This window comes from Aurantibacter sp. UH7 (assembly GCF_056839165.1).
Genome location: NZ_CM166388.1, coordinates 3,807,792 through 3,822,980 on the forward strand (window position 1 = coordinate 3,807,792; position 15,189 = coordinate 3,822,980).

At 32.5% G+C, this 15,189-nt stretch carries 16 protein-coding genes; 7 read left to right on the plus strand and 9 right to left on the minus strand.

The window, feature by feature from the left end; all coding sequences use genetic code 11:
* Window positions 1–25: 25 nt before the first annotated feature.
* Window positions 26–478 carry a ferritin-like domain-containing protein gene (locus UH7x_RS16130; protein WP_482360954.1) on the minus strand — a complete coding sequence of 151 codons (453 nt, stop codon included), beginning with the start codon at window positions 476–478 and terminating at the stop codon, window positions 26–28.
* A 427-nt stretch (window positions 479–905) separates the two neighbouring features.
* Here UH7x_RS16130 and UH7x_RS16135 point away from each other — a divergent pair, with 427 nt between their 5' ends.
* Together UH7x_RS16135 and UH7x_RS16140 are read left to right on the plus strand one after the other, a co-directional pair.
* Window positions 906–2,255 (plus strand): NAD-dependent succinate-semialdehyde dehydrogenase, encoded by a 1,350-nt coding sequence (locus UH7x_RS16135; protein WP_482360955.1) that lies wholly within the window; start codon window positions 906–908, stop codon window positions 2,253–2,255.
* Window positions 2,256–2,382: 127 nt separating this feature from the next.
* Complete coding sequence (locus UH7x_RS16140; protein ID WP_482360956.1) at window positions 2,383–2,589, plus strand: hypothetical protein; 207 nt, start codon at window positions 2,383–2,385, stop codon at window positions 2,587–2,589.
* Window positions 2,590–2,892: 303 nt separating this feature from the next.
* On the opposite strand, the gene UH7x_RS16145 is transcribed toward UH7x_RS16140, so the two are convergent.
* Window positions 2,893–3,903 (minus strand): AI-2E family transporter, encoded by a 1,011-nt coding sequence (locus tag UH7x_RS16145; RefSeq protein WP_482360957.1) that lies wholly within the window; start codon window positions 3,901–3,903, stop codon window positions 2,893–2,895.
* 433 nt (window positions 3,904–4,336) lie between these two features.
* Between UH7x_RS16145 and UH7x_RS16150 the strand changes: the two genes are divergently transcribed.
* Entirely contained in the window at window positions 4,337–4,522 is a 186-nt protein-coding gene (locus tag UH7x_RS16150; RefSeq protein ID WP_482360958.1) for a CsbD family protein, read from the plus strand.
* Window positions 4,523–4,599: 77 nt separating this feature from the next.
* On the opposite strand, the gene UH7x_RS16155 is transcribed toward UH7x_RS16150, so the two are convergent.
* Complete coding sequence (locus tag UH7x_RS16155; protein WP_482360959.1) at window positions 4,600–5,142, minus strand: ferritin; 543 nt, start codon at window positions 5,140–5,142, stop codon at window positions 4,600–4,602.
* Between the two features lie 116 nt (window positions 5,143–5,258).
* Window positions 5,259–6,152, minus strand: a complete 894-nt coding sequence (locus tag UH7x_RS16160; RefSeq protein WP_482360960.1) for a YihY/virulence factor BrkB family protein — start codon at window positions 6,150–6,152, stop codon at window positions 5,259–5,261.
* Window positions 6,153–6,441: 289 nt separating this feature from the next.
* Here UH7x_RS16160 and UH7x_RS16165 point away from each other — a divergent pair, with 289 nt between their 5' ends.
* Complete coding sequence (locus UH7x_RS16165; RefSeq protein WP_482360961.1) at window positions 6,442–6,609, plus strand: lmo0937 family membrane protein; 168 nt, start codon at window positions 6,442–6,444, stop codon at window positions 6,607–6,609.
* A gap of 83 nt (window positions 6,610–6,692) precedes the next feature.
* Here the strand turns inward: UH7x_RS16165 and UH7x_RS16170 are convergent, their stop codons facing one another.
* Both UH7x_RS16170 and UH7x_RS16175 read right to left on the minus strand, forming a co-directional pair.
* Complete coding sequence (locus UH7x_RS16170) at window positions 6,693–6,995, minus strand: type II toxin-antitoxin system RelE/ParE family toxin (protein ID WP_482360962.1); 303 nt, start codon at window positions 6,993–6,995, stop codon at window positions 6,693–6,695.
* Window positions 6,982–7,233: a type II toxin-antitoxin system ParD family antitoxin gene (locus UH7x_RS16175; protein WP_482360963.1), complete on the minus strand. Its 252-nt coding sequence runs from the start codon at window positions 7,231–7,233 to the stop codon at window positions 6,982–6,984. Before UH7x_RS16175 ends, UH7x_RS16170 begins: the two co-directional genes overlap by 14 nt.
* A 440-nt stretch (window positions 7,234–7,673) precedes the next feature.
* On the opposite strand from UH7x_RS16175, the gene UH7x_RS16180 reads away from it, so the two are divergent.
* Both UH7x_RS16180 and UH7x_RS16185 read left to right on the plus strand, forming a co-directional pair.
* Window positions 7,674–8,804: a hypothetical protein gene (locus tag UH7x_RS16180; protein ID WP_482360964.1), complete on the plus strand. Its 1,131-nt coding sequence runs from the start codon at window positions 7,674–7,676 to the stop codon at window positions 8,802–8,804.
* Window positions 8,805–8,926: 122 nt separating this feature from the next.
* The gene (locus tag UH7x_RS16185) at window positions 8,927–10,552 is read left to right on the plus strand and encodes an alanine/glycine:cation symporter family protein (RefSeq protein ID WP_482360965.1); all 1,626 of its coding nucleotides are present in this window, start codon (window positions 8,927–8,929) and stop codon (window positions 10,550–10,552) included.
* A 658-nt stretch (window positions 10,553–11,210) separates the two neighbouring features.
* Here the strand turns inward: UH7x_RS16185 and UH7x_RS16190 are convergent.
* Both UH7x_RS16190 and UH7x_RS16195 read right to left on the minus strand, forming a co-directional pair.
* On the minus strand, window positions 11,211–12,665 hold the full coding sequence (locus UH7x_RS16190; protein WP_482360966.1) for a CotH kinase family protein: 1,455 nt from the start codon (window positions 12,663–12,665) through the stop codon (window positions 11,211–11,213).
* Window positions 12,666–12,815: 150 nt separating this feature from the next.
* A complete protein-coding gene (locus UH7x_RS16195) occupies window positions 12,816–13,418 on the minus strand; it encodes a DUF2652 domain-containing protein (protein WP_482360967.1) in 603 nt (200 codons plus the stop codon).
* A gap of 221 nt (window positions 13,419–13,639) precedes the next feature.
* Here UH7x_RS16195 and UH7x_RS16200 point away from each other — a divergent pair, with 221 nt between their 5' ends.
* A complete protein-coding gene (locus UH7x_RS16200) occupies window positions 13,640–13,795 on the plus strand; it encodes a hypothetical protein (protein WP_482360968.1) in 156 nt (51 codons plus the stop codon).
* A 214-nt stretch (window positions 13,796–14,009) separates the two neighbouring features.
* Here the strand turns inward: UH7x_RS16200 and UH7x_RS16205 are convergent, their stop codons facing one another.
* Window positions 14,010–14,612, minus strand: a complete 603-nt coding sequence (locus tag UH7x_RS16205) for a hypothetical protein (protein ID WP_482360969.1) — start codon at window positions 14,610–14,612, stop codon at window positions 14,010–14,012.
* Window positions 14,613–15,189 lie beyond the last annotated feature (577 nt).

The window sequence follows — 15,189 nt, forward strand, 5'->3', positions numbered from 1 at the left end:
CTCTTTTTTTTGATTCACTAAAATTCTATGCAATGTCTTCTAACCTTTTTATACTATTAAGATCCGAATTGATTTTAGACATTTGTTTCGTTAGTAAGTTTACTGTACTTCTAGGTAAACTAGTTTCAATCAAAACTTCTTTGTATTCATCTACTGCTGTTCTTTCACCTGTTATTGCTTCTTCTAACATTGCTTCATCATTATCTCCTGAAAACCATGATTTTACATCCATCCAACCGCGATGTAATGCCCCTGCAGCACTTCCTCCCTTCTCTACATTTTCACCAAAAGATACAATCTCCGTTTTTAGTTCGTCCACGAATGTTTTTCTTTCTATGGACTTTCGATTAAAATAAGATTTCAAGTTTTCACTATCGGCGTGTTCTGCTGCTTTTTTATAACCTTTTTCAGCATCAATGGTCTTATCTAATAATTTGTTTAGTTTATTTCCAACTGTTTCTGTGTATGTATTCATCATTTTATATTTATTGTTTTTGGTAATTTGTTTTCAGATGTTTACCAATTCACATCTTCTGATAAATTTAGGAAGAAGTCTAGTAGCCTTTTTACCTAATAAATTGAATTACTAACTCTATAAATTTTGTAATCATAGCGCAATTATTTTAATAGTATAAAAGTTCAGTCTTCCATTTATTTTATTGACAAATGAACTGCATAGCACCTTTTAAATAATTATTCAAAAGTATTAGTTATTACAACTCAATATATTTCAAAATTTGGATTTTATATTTAAAAGACTTGACTCCAATCATCAAATATTTGACTCATTCGAATAGTCTTATTCGAATTAAGATTTTCTTTTTTAGCGTTAATATTCGTGAGAATTCTTTAGTAGATTGTGCAAAATAAAAATCTAATAGCTAAGGCATTTTAATATAAACAGAATGAAATCTATAAATCCATTTAGTGGAAAATTAATAAGAGAATACAAAGAATCTTCTGATTTAGAAATTAATGAGAAATTGAAACAGGCTAAATGGGCTTTTGAGGATTGGAAGAATGTTCCTATTTCAAAACGCTCAAATATCTTAGTTGATTTAGCCAATAATCTTGAAAAAAATAAAAATAAGTTCGCCTCTTTAATAACTGAAGAAATGGGTAAACCTATAGGTGAGAGTATAGCTGAAATAGAAAAATGTATTTGGGTGTGTGATTTTTACGCAAAAAACGCCGAGCAATTTCTAGCAGATGAGATTATTAAAACGGAAGCTACTGAAAGTTTTATTAGTTATGATCCACTAGGCTCTATTTTGGCTATTATGCCTTGGAATTTTCCTTTTTGGCAGGTTATTCGATTTGCAGCTCCTACATTAACAGCTGGTAATACTGTCATTTTAAAGCATGCAGCAAACGTTTCAGGTTGTAGTTTAGCCTTGCAAGAATTGTTTGAATTATCAGGATATCCCAAGGGTTGTTTTCAAAGCGTTCTTGCAAATCATCAGCAAATTGAATTTATTATTGAAAACGACATTACTAAAGCTGTATCCTTAACTGGTAGTGAAAAGGCAGGTCGGAAAATTGCTGCAATAGCAGCTAAAGAACTCAAAAAAGTAGTGCTAGAGTTGGGAGGAAATAATGCTTGTATAATTTGGGAGGATGCCGATTTGGATAAATATATAGATACCATGGTAAGTGCTAGGATGCAAAATTCTGGACAGAGTTGTATTGCAGCTAAGCGTTTTATTGTAATGGAGAATATTTATGAAGAATTTATAGAAAAGTTCACCTTAAAAGTAAAAAATTTAAAATCGGGTGATCCAAAAAACAAGGATACAGAAATTGGTACAATGGCTCGTAAAGATTTAGCAGAAAAAGTAAAGCAACAAGTTGATAAATCTTTAGAAAATGGTGCAAAAGTACATTTGGGTAATAAAATGAATGGAACTTTTTATGAACCGACAATTATCGTAAATGTTAAACCTGGGATGCCTCTTTTTAAGGAAGAAATATTTGGACCGGTGGCTGCTGTAGTAAAGGTGGCATCACGGTCGGAATCAATTAAGGTGGCTAGTGATACTGTATATGGCCTGGGAACAATGTTGTTTACACAAGATTTGGATGAAGCGAAAAGATGCACCAGTAAAATAAATGATGGAGCATTTTTTATTAATGAAATGGTAAAATCTGACCCGAGACTTCCTTTTGGGGGCACTAAAAATTCTGGGTTTGGTAGAGAACTTTCTCGAGAAGGAATTTTAGAATTCGTGAACAAAAAAACTGTTTATATAAATTGAATACAATTTTATCTAAAATGGGAGTTAGTTTCAATAACCTTGATATAAGAAGATAAAGACATTATTGTGGATTTATAATAGTATTTAAAATAAGTATAGTAAGTAATTAATTTAAAATAAAAAAAACATGAATAAGCAACAATTAGATGAAAAACAACCAGCAACAAATGCAGAATTTGTTAAGGAAGCCAATGACCCAAAACGTAATTATATTTTTCAAAAAAACAAAATCACAAAAACAGGTTTTTTCATTATAGTGGCAATTCTAATATTAATTGTAATGGGTGTTGTTGTATCTGGGATATTTTTTGAATCTCCAATTCAAAATCCATAATAGTTAAACGAGTTTAATGTAGTTCTTTTAATTTTATTATCAGAAATGAAGGATTTTATCACTAAAATAGTAATACACTAAGGTAGGGTAACAAACGTATTTCCTGATTTTAAATTATGGTTGAAGTATTATTTTAATTGTAGAAGCACTTATAATCGTGTATGGAATTCATTCTTATCAAACAGGGTTATACAAATATGTAACAATTAATACTTTATCAATTATTCAGGAAATCATGTAAAAGTAGACCCAAATAATACCTAAATAGAATAAAAATCTTTTAAAGAGATTCTAAAGTTAGTCTTAATTCATATTACCATATTCTATTTTATAAATACGAATGATAATAATAAAAAGACTTATTAAAAGTGGGCCAAAAATTAAACCTATAAATCCAAATAAAGGAATTCCGATAATTACACCAACTAATGTTATTAAGGGATGTACGTTGTCTAATTTTTGAAGGACATATAAGCGAATTAAATTATCGGTAGATCCAACTACCACAATTCCGTATATTAAAATGCCCCATGCTTGAAATGTATTACCGCTGGAAATGGTTAATATAAAAACGGGAACTGTACCAAGTAGGTTTCCGACAAAAGGTATCATTGATCCAATGGTAACAATAACTGCCCAGAATATCGCATTCTCAATCCCAAAAATTAAGAACCCTATTAGTGCTACAATACCTTGTGCAAGAGCTACTAAGGGAATACCCAATGCATTAGCTTTAACCATGGACCGAATTTCATTACCAATGACTTTAAGGTTGTCGTCACTTATGGGGATATAATCGAATAACGATTCACGAAAACTTTTCCGATTTGTTAACATGTAAAATAGAAGGAAATACATTATGGAAATAGCGATAATCGTAGAGAATGTGGTGCCAGCGAAACCTTGAAGGTTCTTAGAAACCCAACCGGAAACTGCTGAAACATCTATTTTTGAGGTAAGGTCATAACCCAAATAAGTATCCACTTTTTTTAATTGATTTTTAAGAGCAGCTGTTACATTCTCGAAATTGTTTACAGCATCACTTATTTTGTTTCCTAACATTAATATAGCTCCGGAAACAGGTATAAGAATAACCAGAAAGGAAAGCATCATTAGTGAGCTGGATGCAATCTTTGGATGCCATCCTCTCTTAATTAATTTAGCCATTGGTTTTTGCAATAAAACATATAAGGTTATCGCACCTAACACTCCGGATAAATAAGGTGCAATTTCTTTGAAAATTAAAGCACCTAGAGTAAGTATTAAAATAAGAACAAAAATCTGGCGTATTATTTTTGGGTTAATGGTATTCATTTATGAGTTTGTATAAAATTGATATATTTATTTTGGCAACACGTATTTGAAAATTATGGGTCGTGTATGACCTTCTTTACAGTGGCCATTTTTAGAGCTGTAAAGTACTTTTAAGATTCTAAGTTCTAATAAACAAATGAACAGTAAGGCCTTCGTAATGCGTTTTTTCAATTACCACTTAATATTCTTACCTTTTTCTTTATGTACTTCTAATAAGCGTTGTTTACTTAATTCTTTCACTTCACTAAAGATTAAAAATTCAGATAGTATAGACTATCCCTTTAAAGATTTTTTCTATCTCAAAAAATTAAAATAGATAGAAAACAATCTATACTTTTTTGCATTAGTATTTTAATTTTTCAAGTTAATGGAACGGATTAGTTGTACTTATTTTAGAGTCTAGATTTAATATTAATCTTTAAAAATAGAAACTATGAATAGTGAACAATTAGAAGGAAAGTGGAAACAAGTAAAAGGTAAGTTTAAACAAAAATATGGAAGTCTTACTGATGATGACTTAACATATTCTGAAGGTAAATTTGATGAAATGTTAGGTAAACTTCAAGAAAAAACTGGCAAAAAGAAAGAAGAAATAAGGGATGAAATAAAAAGCTGGTAGGTTATATTTTTGATTTATAAAAAACCCTCAATTTTATTGAGGGTTTTAATTTCTTTATTAAACATAGTTTTATGCTGCTATAGTTTTTCTTCTTGTGGTATTGTTGCATGTTGAGAAGCACTTGCTAAATCACGATCTAGATCATATAGATTTGCGTTATTATCTTTCTCTTTTGAAGCCAATCTGTATTTATCAATAATTTCATTAATTAATGTTTCCTCTTCAATTTGTTCTTGCACGAACCATTGAGCGAAATTGAACGTAGCCCAATCTTTCTCTTTATGGGTGAGATTCACAATTTTATCAATTTGCCTAGAGTTTTCAATTTCATGCTTTAAAATTTTATTCAAACAATCTTCAATATTAGTTGGATTGGCTGGTGGAGCTTTTATGGCTTCAATTTTTGTTTCACCACCTCTGTCATTAATATATTTTAGGAATTTGAACATGTGTTCACGTTCTTCTTTCATGTGTCCATATAAAAAAGTAGCTATTCCTGGGAAGCTATTTACTTCTGCCCATGAGGCATAAGAAAGATAAACTTGAGATTGATAGGCTTCTCTAGTCATTTGTTCATTAAGTGCTTTTTCTACTTTATCTGAAATTCGTTTTGTCTTCATAATTTTGTTTTTTCACTATTATTAATTCTCATAAAATTACCATTAAAAACAAGCTCAGATTGTTTCAATAAATTATATGGTTAACCCTATTGGAACTATTTTTTATCGCCTGCAATCTATGGGGTAGATTTTGATTGTACTCCTAATCCATATCGGTTGGCATATACCCAAGTAAATTGAGCACCAAAAAATAATATTAAGCAGGAATAAGACACCCATAATAATATTAAAACAATGGTTCCTGCTGCGCCATAAGTAGAGCCTGGGTTAGCTTCTGCAAAGTATAATCCTAATAAAAATTTACCTAGAACAAATAGAAAAGAAGTAATCAGTGCACCTATCCAAACAGTTTTCCAACGAATTTTAGCATCAGGCAAATAACGAAAAATTAATGCAAACAAGACTGTTATAATCCCAATTGAGATGGTGAAATCTAAAATAAAAGCAATGTAAATAATAAATTCAGGAAGAATGCTTCGAATATATTCATTTAAGGTTGTTATAGCTGTCGTAACTATAAAGCTCACAAGAAGCAGAAATCCAATTACAAGAATAAATGCAAAACTACGGGCTCGATCGAAGAACAACTTTTTCCAACCAGCTTTTGGATTTGGTTTTATTTGCCAAATTTCATTAAGTGATAATTGTAAATGATAAAACACCCCGGTCGCGGCGAATAGCAAAACTCCTATTCCAAGAACCGTTGCTATAAAATTCTTATTTTCATTTTGTGTTTCTGTAATCATGATTTGAATAGCATCAGCGGCATCGTGCCCTAATGCTCCAGAAATTTCATTAGTTAATTGTCCCTGTACAATTTCTACGCCCCAAAAAGCACCTACCAAATTAATAATGATTACTAGCAAACCGGGAAGTGATAGTATTGCATAATATGCAACTACAGCGCTAAGTCTAAATGGGTCGGAAGCATTCCACGCTTTATAGGTATCCACAATTAATGATGGAAGATGTTTTATTTTAAATGTATTTGTGTTTTTATGTTCAGTCATTTAAGGCTTGCCTTTATAATATTTTAAGTCTAGTATAGATATACTTTAACATCAAAAAATAAAAATATGCTACAAATCAAGATATTCTTACCTTAATGAAAAGATATGTTAACCTGATTAAAAGCCTTTAAATAGCTGAATTTTTATTGTGTTAATATATTTAGTAATAGGAGCAATTAAGGTCGTTGAGATTAAATACTTTTAAAAACCACATCAACATATTTTAATGTTAGCTGATTACTGGTTATTGAGATATGGATGAAATTTAGAAATCTTAAAAAATATAGTTATGAGAAGTATTCTTTGGTTAATTGCGGTGGTATCTATTTTAGTTTGGGCTTTAGGCTTTTTTGGCATAATTGCTGGCATTGGCTCAAGCAACCTAATTCATATTTTATTAGTTCTTGCGGTTATTGCCATACTTTACAATATTATTTCAGGAAGAAAACCACTTTAGACACTCTAATTGACCACTAATAAGTAATAGATTAAGTGTTAATTAATTGTTACAGGGTTTATATCGTATTCATGATTTGAACTTTACTTTAGGTGCTTTGGAAAGTCCATCTTACCGCTAAGTACTCGAACTATGAAAATTTCTTTACTGTCGATATAATAAAAAACTACGTGTGATTTATATCGATACCTTAGAAGCATTTGGTTTTTAACAGCCACATATCTCTTACCCAAATCGGGGTTATTTGCTAACTCTCCAAAAATCTCTTTTAGACCCTTCGCATATTTCAAAGATTGACTTACACCAAATTCTTTTATGGTGTATTTGGCAATAAACTTAATATCACTCTTTGCCTTAACACTAATTAGATAGCTAGTTTTCGGCATTGTGCTCTTTAATTGCTTCGTCCCAAATACTATCTATTGTGGCATCCGATGGCCCGCTCTCCATGCCTTCGATAAGTGCTTCGTTCAAATCCACAATGCGCTTTCTACGCTCTTGATCTTTTCGAATAATATCTCTTATGTATTCACTATCATTCGTGTAAAAGCCTTGTTCGATTAAACTTTTTACATAAGCCTCCTGTTGTTCTGTAAATGTGATAGATTTTCTAATTACCGCCATAATGAACCAATATTAATAATAATGGTTCAATTTATGAATAAATTATGAGGATGACAACTATCCTTTTGTTTAAACTTTAGAGAATTGGACTAGGGCTTTTCATAGGAGGTTTTATCGTAGTTAGTTTTTTGCCTCAAATCCTTTTGAATAAACTATTTGCGCGTTTTTAACAATCGAAATGCTTAGTCCTGGTATATTGTTCCTGATTATGTATCCAGATATAAACTCTTCATCTTCTGGTAATAGTTGTGCCCTTTAATTGAATATTGCAAGGAGTAGAAAAACCAAAAACAAGTTTAATCCAATTTTCATTTTTATTAAATTCCACATCAAATGAATCCTTTATTTGAACTTCCTTAAGATATAAAATTTGAAATAAGAGTCATGAAGAAATTGCTAGGTAGAAATCTACTCAGCCAAATAGTTATATTTGAAGTTAAATGGAATTAAATCTATTATCCACCTATTTTTTAGATCAATCAATAATTGATAATGAAATATTATCCTTTTATGGATGGTGGCAATTTTCGGTATGTTTATTTGCCTTTCTTGCACTGATTATAGTTTGGTGGCATATTGGTAAAAAACAGAATGATTTCGGACAGGTGTGGCTTGCATTGTCGGTATTATGTTGGAGTTTTTCCGGTGGGTTAGAAGTTTATTTCTCTCAAAATCAGATAATCAACGACACTATTCATGAAGGTTGGCGCAGCATTTTATCCTTGTTTAATAGTTTGTTCATTTTACTTGCCCTTCCTTGGTTTCGATATTTGCCAAAACCTTTGGCACCTATTATTAAATCGAAATATTGGATTTATATAGTTGGGCTTCCATTCTTATTCTCTTTTTTGCCAACAGTAAGTAAATTGGCCTCCGGAAAATCTTTGGCTATCATAAGTGAATTAGACGTGTACTATGCACTTTTAACATTGGGATTTTTGGGATTTGTATTATGGGAATCCTTTATAAAAAGAAGGTTGAAAGGATTAGCATGGCTATCATTGATTTGTATTTTGTTGACCTTGGTGGCCCAATTTTTCAAATTGACGGATTCTTCCATGAATCTCACTCTTTTCTCGGCAATTTTCAAATCTTCGCTCATTATGATTTTCTTTGCGCTTGCTTTGAGCTGGGTTAAGGAACTATCCGAAAACGTAATCCCAATTGCACAACATTTCCACATCGATTTCATTAGACAAAAAAATAAAAGCGGTAAACAGGAACAATTTGTCCTATTAAAGGGTATGCCAGGAAGCTCGAAACGAAAAGTAGTATTAACACCTGCCTCCTATGAACTTTTTCTAAAGTTTGCAGAACGCAAGAAAAATGGCAGTGATGATTGGCTGGAAATTAAACCGAAAAGTTTTGATGGTTCCAAAAAAAAATATGACATCAAAGACTACAATGAAATAAAGCGCTTACTCGTCGCTTTATTGGATGGTCTTTTTGGCAAGGAGAATTGGACCCGAAATCATCACCTTAAACCACTAAAAGACATGCTTTTCGAAATGTCGGAAAAGAGGGAACGAAAAATTCGTTTGGCAATACCCTCAGAAAACATTCTCCTATAGGATATGACTTTCCATTGATTATGTCAGTAGGTTGCTTACTGACAATTTCAACTTTTTTCAGACTTTTCGCAAGTTTTGTATTTCGATTCTGCATTTTACGTTCAAATCACAAACCAGAAAGTATGTACTTGAACCAAAAATGCAAAGCAACATTCACTGCACTATTTATATTTCCATTTATTCTTAATGCCAAATCTCAAGGGTTGGACGAACGCATCAATGAAACGTTTATGCCATTTGCTATTTGGTGGGAAAATTTAATCTTTACCGAGATCACAATTGCCGGATTTGGCATCCCTATAGTGTTAATCTTGCTACTATCAGGAGCAATGTTTTTTACTTTGTATTTCGGTTTCGTAAATGTGAAACACTTTCCAACGGCCATACAAGTGGTAAGGGGCAAGTATGATGCATTGGAAAAGTCGAACATTCCATTGATTACAAATGTCCATGAAATTGAAGGTGATTTAGTTGATACCATTAAGAATGAGAGCCATTATGGTGAAGTAAATCATTTTCAAGCACTGGCCACAGCTGTTTCAGGCACTGTAGGTTTGGGAAATATTGCTATGGTTGCAGTCGCAATATCCATTGGTGGCCCCGGAGCTACTTTTTGGATGGTCATAGCAGGCTTATTGGGTATGTCCTCTAAATTTGTGGAATGTACTTTAGGGGTGAAGTATCGTGATATAGACAAGGAAGGCAATGTTTTTGGAGGTCCCATGTATTATCTGTCGAGAGGATTGAAAGAACAGGGTTATAAACATTTCGGAAAATTGTTGGCCATTATTTTTTCTGTATTATGTATTGGGGCCTCTTTTGGTGGCGGAAATGCCTTTCAGACCAATCAGGCTGCAGCGCAGATTATAGAGCGATTTGGATTTGAAGGGTCTGCCTCGGGTAGTATAGTGGGACTTATCTTCGCGATTTTTGTAGGTATTGTAATAATTGGAGGTATTAAGCGCATTGCCAAGGTGACCGAGAAAATTGTGCCATTCATGGCGGTGTTGTATGTAGCGGGTGCTTTGTTCATAATATTCTCGAATATTAGGTTTGTAGATGACGCGTTCTCCTTGATTTTCAATGAGGCTTTCACCCCAAAAGCAACCATCACAGGAGGTTTTATCGGAGTAATGATTCAAGGGTTTCGAAGAGCTGCTTTTTCCAATGAAGCAGGTGCGGGCTCAGCTGCCATTGCCCACTCAGCGGTGAATACAAGATTTGCGGCTTCTGAAGGTTTGGTGGGCTTACTTGAACCTTTCATTGATACCGTTGTGATTTGTACCATGACCGCTATTGTAATCATTATGTTCAATATTGACGGGGCTTTTGTCTATGGTGATGTGGTTAACGGGCAAGCCCTGATGGCGGATGGAAGTAGAGTTGGAGGCGTAAATTTAACATCCTTGGCATTTGATAATGCTATACCTGGTTCTTCATATATACTTGTTATAGCGGTAGTCTTGTTCGCTTTCTCAACTATTTTGTCATGGTCGTACTATGGTTTACAAGCTTGGAAATATCTATTTGGGAGAGGCAAACTAATAGATTTAACCTACAAAATCATTTTTTTGATTTTTACAGTTTTGGGGGCTGCTGTTACTCTGGATGCCGTAATTAAATTTTCCGATGCAATGATACTTGCATTGGTGTTCCCTAATATGATAGGGTTGCTTTTTTTATTCCCAAAAGTAAAAGGGGAATTCAAAAGATATATGATAATTATAAAAGCAAAAAAAGTCATTTAGAATTCGACTTCCAATTTATAGTAACAATCTTTCAATCGTTTATTTGAACTTTCTTATATCAATAGAACTTCCTACTCAATATTTCTAGTTCTTCAATGGTAATTTTATTATCCTATAGCCGCTTCAATCTTGTAATCAACTCTTCTGCAAATCACATTGAGGCTAAATTCTTCTATACCAAACCTATGTCCATAATAAACCCATCAATATGACCCCAGTCATCATCAGATATTAATAGACTATCTTGTTGATTACTGACCCGAGCCAGATAATCTGATTCTCCACTGTACTTACGGCATATTTTTATTTTTTATATGATAATGAAAGGTTAATCATTGAATTCTTTATTTAAACTTTTTGATTCTATTTCTGATTTCTTCCATAACTGTCTAGTACGGTTTAGTTCGTCCTTCAAGACCATCCTTTCTAATTATTTCAAGGGTTAATTTCACTTCTACTTCTTTGCTCATTTTCATCCTTTATTTGTACTTTAATTCCTTAATCAAAATAATTTTTCAGCATAAATTCTGCTGAGGCATATTTGCCTTTTATATGACTTATGACATTTATAGCATGAACTTTTTTTAGTTTCATGGAATTTGCCTAGAATACTACCAAAAAAGTAAAGTAAACTATAAATAAAACCTTACTCATGTGATTATTGTAAATTTTGGAAATGTGCATCAAGAAAAACAAGTCGATTCTTTAGCCAAGTTTCAAGATACTCATAATCATTTTCTACTGATTTTTCACTTGGCCAAATAAGGTGTTCGCGCTCGTATATTTTCTCTGTCCGTAATTTCGAATACAGTGTCTCGATTGTCCCTAATAAATTGTCGTCACTAAAATCGGATTTCCGCAAGGCTTTCCATCTAGTTTTGATTTTCGATTTATATCCGTTAGGGTTTACCTTTAAAAGCCGATCAAACAAACCATTACTTAGGATATCATCAGTAGTAACAATTCTTTTGCCATCTTGTATTATTCCCATAATTCCATCTAAATCCCAAGGAATAAAAAAATATACGCCATTTTCATCGTACCGCGCCAAGTAGTAGTTTTTGCCTAGATTATCCGTTGCCCGCAATAGGTTTACAAAAAGAAAATAATCGATAGTATTGTCGATGTCGATTTTCTCCGAAATGCTTCGAGCGAAATCTGTATCCTTGCCATTAACCACCAAATCCACAAAGTCGGCGAGATTATCCCAATGCGATTCATAATCCACTATTGGAAAAACCATTTCGAAACCACCCCAATGCGGAAAGAGGTTATTAAATTCTGGGGCCTTTTTAAACGCTGGCGCGCCCTCATAGGAGGAAGCCTTGAATAGTTCTCCCTCTATATTCTCATTATTATTCCTTTTTAAGTTGAGGAGCTTACGGTCAACAGATTCAGATAAAGTATGTATTCCTTGATATTGATTGTTCTTAAAAACTTCCACAAAGACCGCATCGATACCACTTTTAGCTTTTTTACCAACGGATTGATAGCCCGGTTTATGAATCGATAGCCATAGTTTATTGGCTATGTAAGACCGAATTCTGAGAGGTTCATTGTAAAGTCCGTCAAGAATCCAATCATCATCGTCACGTAGGTCTTTGAATTTTAAATCTTTTGATTTGTTCTTAATACTGTCGGCCCAAAATTCTAAATCGTATGTTTTCTTGGGATAGGTTAAAGAGAGGTTTCCTCGATACTCTATACCCACACTACTTTTAATATAATCGTTTTGATTGAAATATTTGTATCGCCCTAATACCTTAGTATTCTCGTTAATTACTGGCCTAACTTTAACTTGTACCAGTGGCAGTTTTGAAATATAAAGTGAGTATATATTCCCTTTTCTACTGACTTTATATTCTTTAGAATAGGCTAGTGAAGAAATCGTGTCCAAAACCTTAAACGAGTTACCAAATTTAAATCCTTTTATTTCTGAAGATGTAAAAGAGATGGTGTCAATTTTGCTATGATGCCAAACGATAATTTTATTGGACTTATCAATTCCGAAACTGCCTTTCTTTGCTTTTATTTTTTGGGCAAAAACCATTGTAGACGAAAAACATAGGAAGAGTGTGGGTATCAAATAAATTCCTAATTTTTTAGTAATCATACTTTAAAAATTTTGGTCGAATTATTCATTTTCGATGTCACAAGTTACTTTTTTACACTTAGCATGTTTTTTCTGTTGAATAGGAAATAGAGCTCGTTGCAGTAGTAAAGGCTTTTGTATCTCCACCAAGTTGCTAAATGGTTATAATAGTCATTCGGATAGCGGGGAAAGGTTTATATAATTAAAATGAATTGCACCGATATAATCCGCGTCAATGTGGCCTTCCCGAAGTTCTGCCCAATCGAAATCGTCGTTTTCCAAATTATTCTTGTATTGATTGATAAGTTGGTTGGAAAACAACATATACTCATCAAAAGGAATATTATTTTTTAGCAGTCGATGTGCAGAAATCACATCTTCCCCCATTAATTTTATACGCTTCCCTATATTCACGAGTCCGATTTCCTCGCCAAAGTGAAGAATGATTTTAAGGCCCAATATCTTCGGAATTTTTGAAGCGCCATTTATATCGATGTATTGCTCACGAAGCAATTCCAATTGTTTGTAAAATTCAGTATAAAAATATTTACATTGCTTTACGAGTTGGCCTAAGGTAGGTAGCGCCCCGGTTCGGTAAAAAAGGACTGCGTCACCTTCTATTTCGGAGACTTTTAAATCAATTTCGTTGGAATAGATGATATTATTCAACAAGGCAGGTATGACCTTTGAGCTAAGTTCAAAATCTGCATCACTCATAAAATTGGTAAAACCACTTATATCGGGAATACAAATTAAGGTCGGCTGTCCGCTCATGTTTAATAGTGAATTAAATTACCGAAGTTACTTATTTTATAAAACCTTATCAAAAAATGAGCTGATTTAACTCTGTTGTAATTGATTGCAATGCAATATTTGCCAAAAGATGAATTAGGATAATATGTTAATATTTTAGGCATTCGTAAAAGTTTCGGTAATAGTAGCCTAAAACAAATTGATTCTTCGCTCTTAATTATTAAAAATTTTTAATTTAATTTATGTCTGCAACAAACAACAGAATTACACAGCGAATAATAACTTTTGGACACTTAGATTCACCACTGATGAGTAAGAACCCTATAGATGCTGTTAATTTAGTAAACGTAGTTCTTGCTTTACCCCGTGGCGACCATAGAAAATCACTTTTAAATTAACCACATTAATCGAAAAAGAATATCGGAAGAAATAAAATAAATAAGTTTTTGAAAATATAAAGTGATTGATAATCAAATATTTAAGTTTATTTGCCGATACAATATCTACTTATCCCCGTAAACAATAGGGTAGGAGCCTTCGAGGTGTATTTTAGGTGTACTTCTTTGTTTTCTCTTGATTTGATTTTGTTTTCAAAACAACAATTGTAATAAGCTATATACGTAGACCAAGGCGTTCTTTCATTTGATATTCATACAACTTATGTTCCTCTAATAAACCAATTTCTCCTAACTCTAGAGCCTTATCCATTCGATAGTGCCAATAAGAATTATAAGTACCACCTTTTACATATAGGTGTATAATCTGTTTGTCTGCTTCAAAGCTATGACTTAAGTCTTTAACATAGAAATGACCGATGCCAACTTTAGCTTTTAAAAAGGGTAACATAATATTCTCTCCAACTCTCGGGATATAACCAAGGTTTTTGCATGTGAATGAAGCATAATTTTTAAGAAATTCTGCAGTAACTTGAATTTCAATTTTTGAGAAATCTAAGTTGAAATCGTCGTCATAACTAAGTAGAGAGTCATATATTTCTTTTAGTTGTTTTCTGATCTGGTGGGGCGTCAAACCTGTTTCAATAGATATTTGCTTTAAAGTTGGATAAGGTAAATCGTCATCATTTAAATAATCTTTCGCATTTAAAAAACCAATAATCTTATCGTATTTAGTTTCATTCTTAAACTGTTTTACAATCTGTGGTAATATAGATATTAGATCTGCCAGCACTTGCTTTATTTGAATTTTACGTTCCATGACTTTTATTTTTAAGGGCTTTAGATATTATATAATTTATGAATGTTCATTTTTTTGTCGTGTTCATGTTACATGAACACGACAAAAAAATGAACAAGATGAATTTGGTGTAGTAGTTATTCGAGTTTATACTCAAAATTTGGTAGCTTTCTCGAAAAATAACTAAGATTGTATGTGTTTAAGTATATCAAAACTTGTCTTGCTGATGAAGTTTATTCTTTCTTGTGCAATGAACTTAGCACAAATATTTATAAGCCTAATTGTACTACATATATAGAAATGGCCAACCTCGCATCCAAGAAAAGTTGAGAATCAAAATTATTTAAATAGGAAGGTAAAGTTAAGTAGAATAACTTCATTTTGAGAGACGAACTGTACAATCTTAACGTGCGCGCTACAGGGGTTCCGACCTTTGTTTGCGAACTGGTTTATTTTTTAAACGCAAACAAAGGTCGGAACCCCTGTAATGAAAAACAAATAAAGATATTAGAAATTATCAACTAAATTTCAAAAAATGTCCAGTTTATTAGTTAATAAACTGGACATTTTAATATCTTTACATAAAATACGATAAGCT

Bases quoted from the DNA above. Each gene is read 5' to 3' on its own strand.
- UH7x_RS16165 (WP_482360961.1), top strand. From the start codon at position 6,442: ATGAGAAGTATTCTTTGGTTAATTGCGGTGGTATCTATTTTAGTTTGG.
- UH7x_RS16175 (WP_482360963.1), bottom strand. From the start codon at position 7,233: ATGGCGGTAATTAGAAAATCTATCACATTTACAGAACAACAGGAGGCT.
- UH7x_RS16185 (WP_482360965.1), top strand. From the start codon at position 8,927: ATGTACTTGAACCAAAAATGCAAAGCAACATTCACTGCACTATTTATA.
- UH7x_RS16145 (WP_482360957.1), bottom strand. From the start codon at position 3,903: ATGAATACCATTAACCCAAAAATAATACGCCAGATTTTTGTTCTTATT.
- UH7x_RS16205 (WP_482360969.1), bottom strand. From the start codon at position 14,612: ATGGAACGTAAAATTCAAATAAAGCAAGTGCTGGCAGATCTAATATCT.
- UH7x_RS16140 (WP_482360956.1), top strand. From the start codon at position 2,383: ATGAATAAGCAACAATTAGATGAAAAACAACCAGCAACAAATGCAGAA.
- UH7x_RS16135 (WP_482360955.1), top strand. From the start codon at position 906: ATGAAATCTATAAATCCATTTAGTGGAAAATTAATAAGAGAATACAAA.
- UH7x_RS16200 (WP_482360968.1), top strand. From the start codon at position 13,640: ATGTCTGCAACAAACAACAGAATTACACAGCGAATAATAACTTTTGGA.
- UH7x_RS16190 (WP_482360966.1), bottom strand. From the start codon at position 12,665: ATGATTACTAAAAAATTAGGAATTTATTTGATACCCACACTCTTCCTA.
- UH7x_RS16150 (WP_482360958.1), top strand. From the start codon at position 4,337: ATGAATAGTGAACAATTAGAAGGAAAGTGGAAACAAGTAAAAGGTAAG.
- UH7x_RS16160 (WP_482360960.1), bottom strand. From the start codon at position 6,152: ATGACTGAACATAAAAACACAAATACATTTAAAATAAAACATCTTCCA.
- UH7x_RS16180 (WP_482360964.1), top strand. From the start codon at position 7,674: ATGGAATTAAATCTATTATCCACCTATTTTTTAGATCAATCAATAATT.
- UH7x_RS16155 (WP_482360959.1), bottom strand. From the start codon at position 5,142: ATGAAGACAAAACGAATTTCAGATAAAGTAGAAAAAGCACTTAATGAA.
- UH7x_RS16170 (WP_482360962.1), bottom strand. From the start codon at position 6,995: ATGCCGAAAACTAGCTATCTAATTAGTGTTAAGGCAAAGAGTGATATT.
- UH7x_RS16195 (WP_482360967.1), bottom strand. From the start codon at position 13,418: ATGAGCGGACAGCCGACCTTAATTTGTATTCCCGATATAAGTGGTTTT.
- UH7x_RS16130 (WP_482360954.1), bottom strand. From the start codon at position 478: ATGATGAATACATACACAGAAACAGTTGGAAATAAACTAAACAAATTA.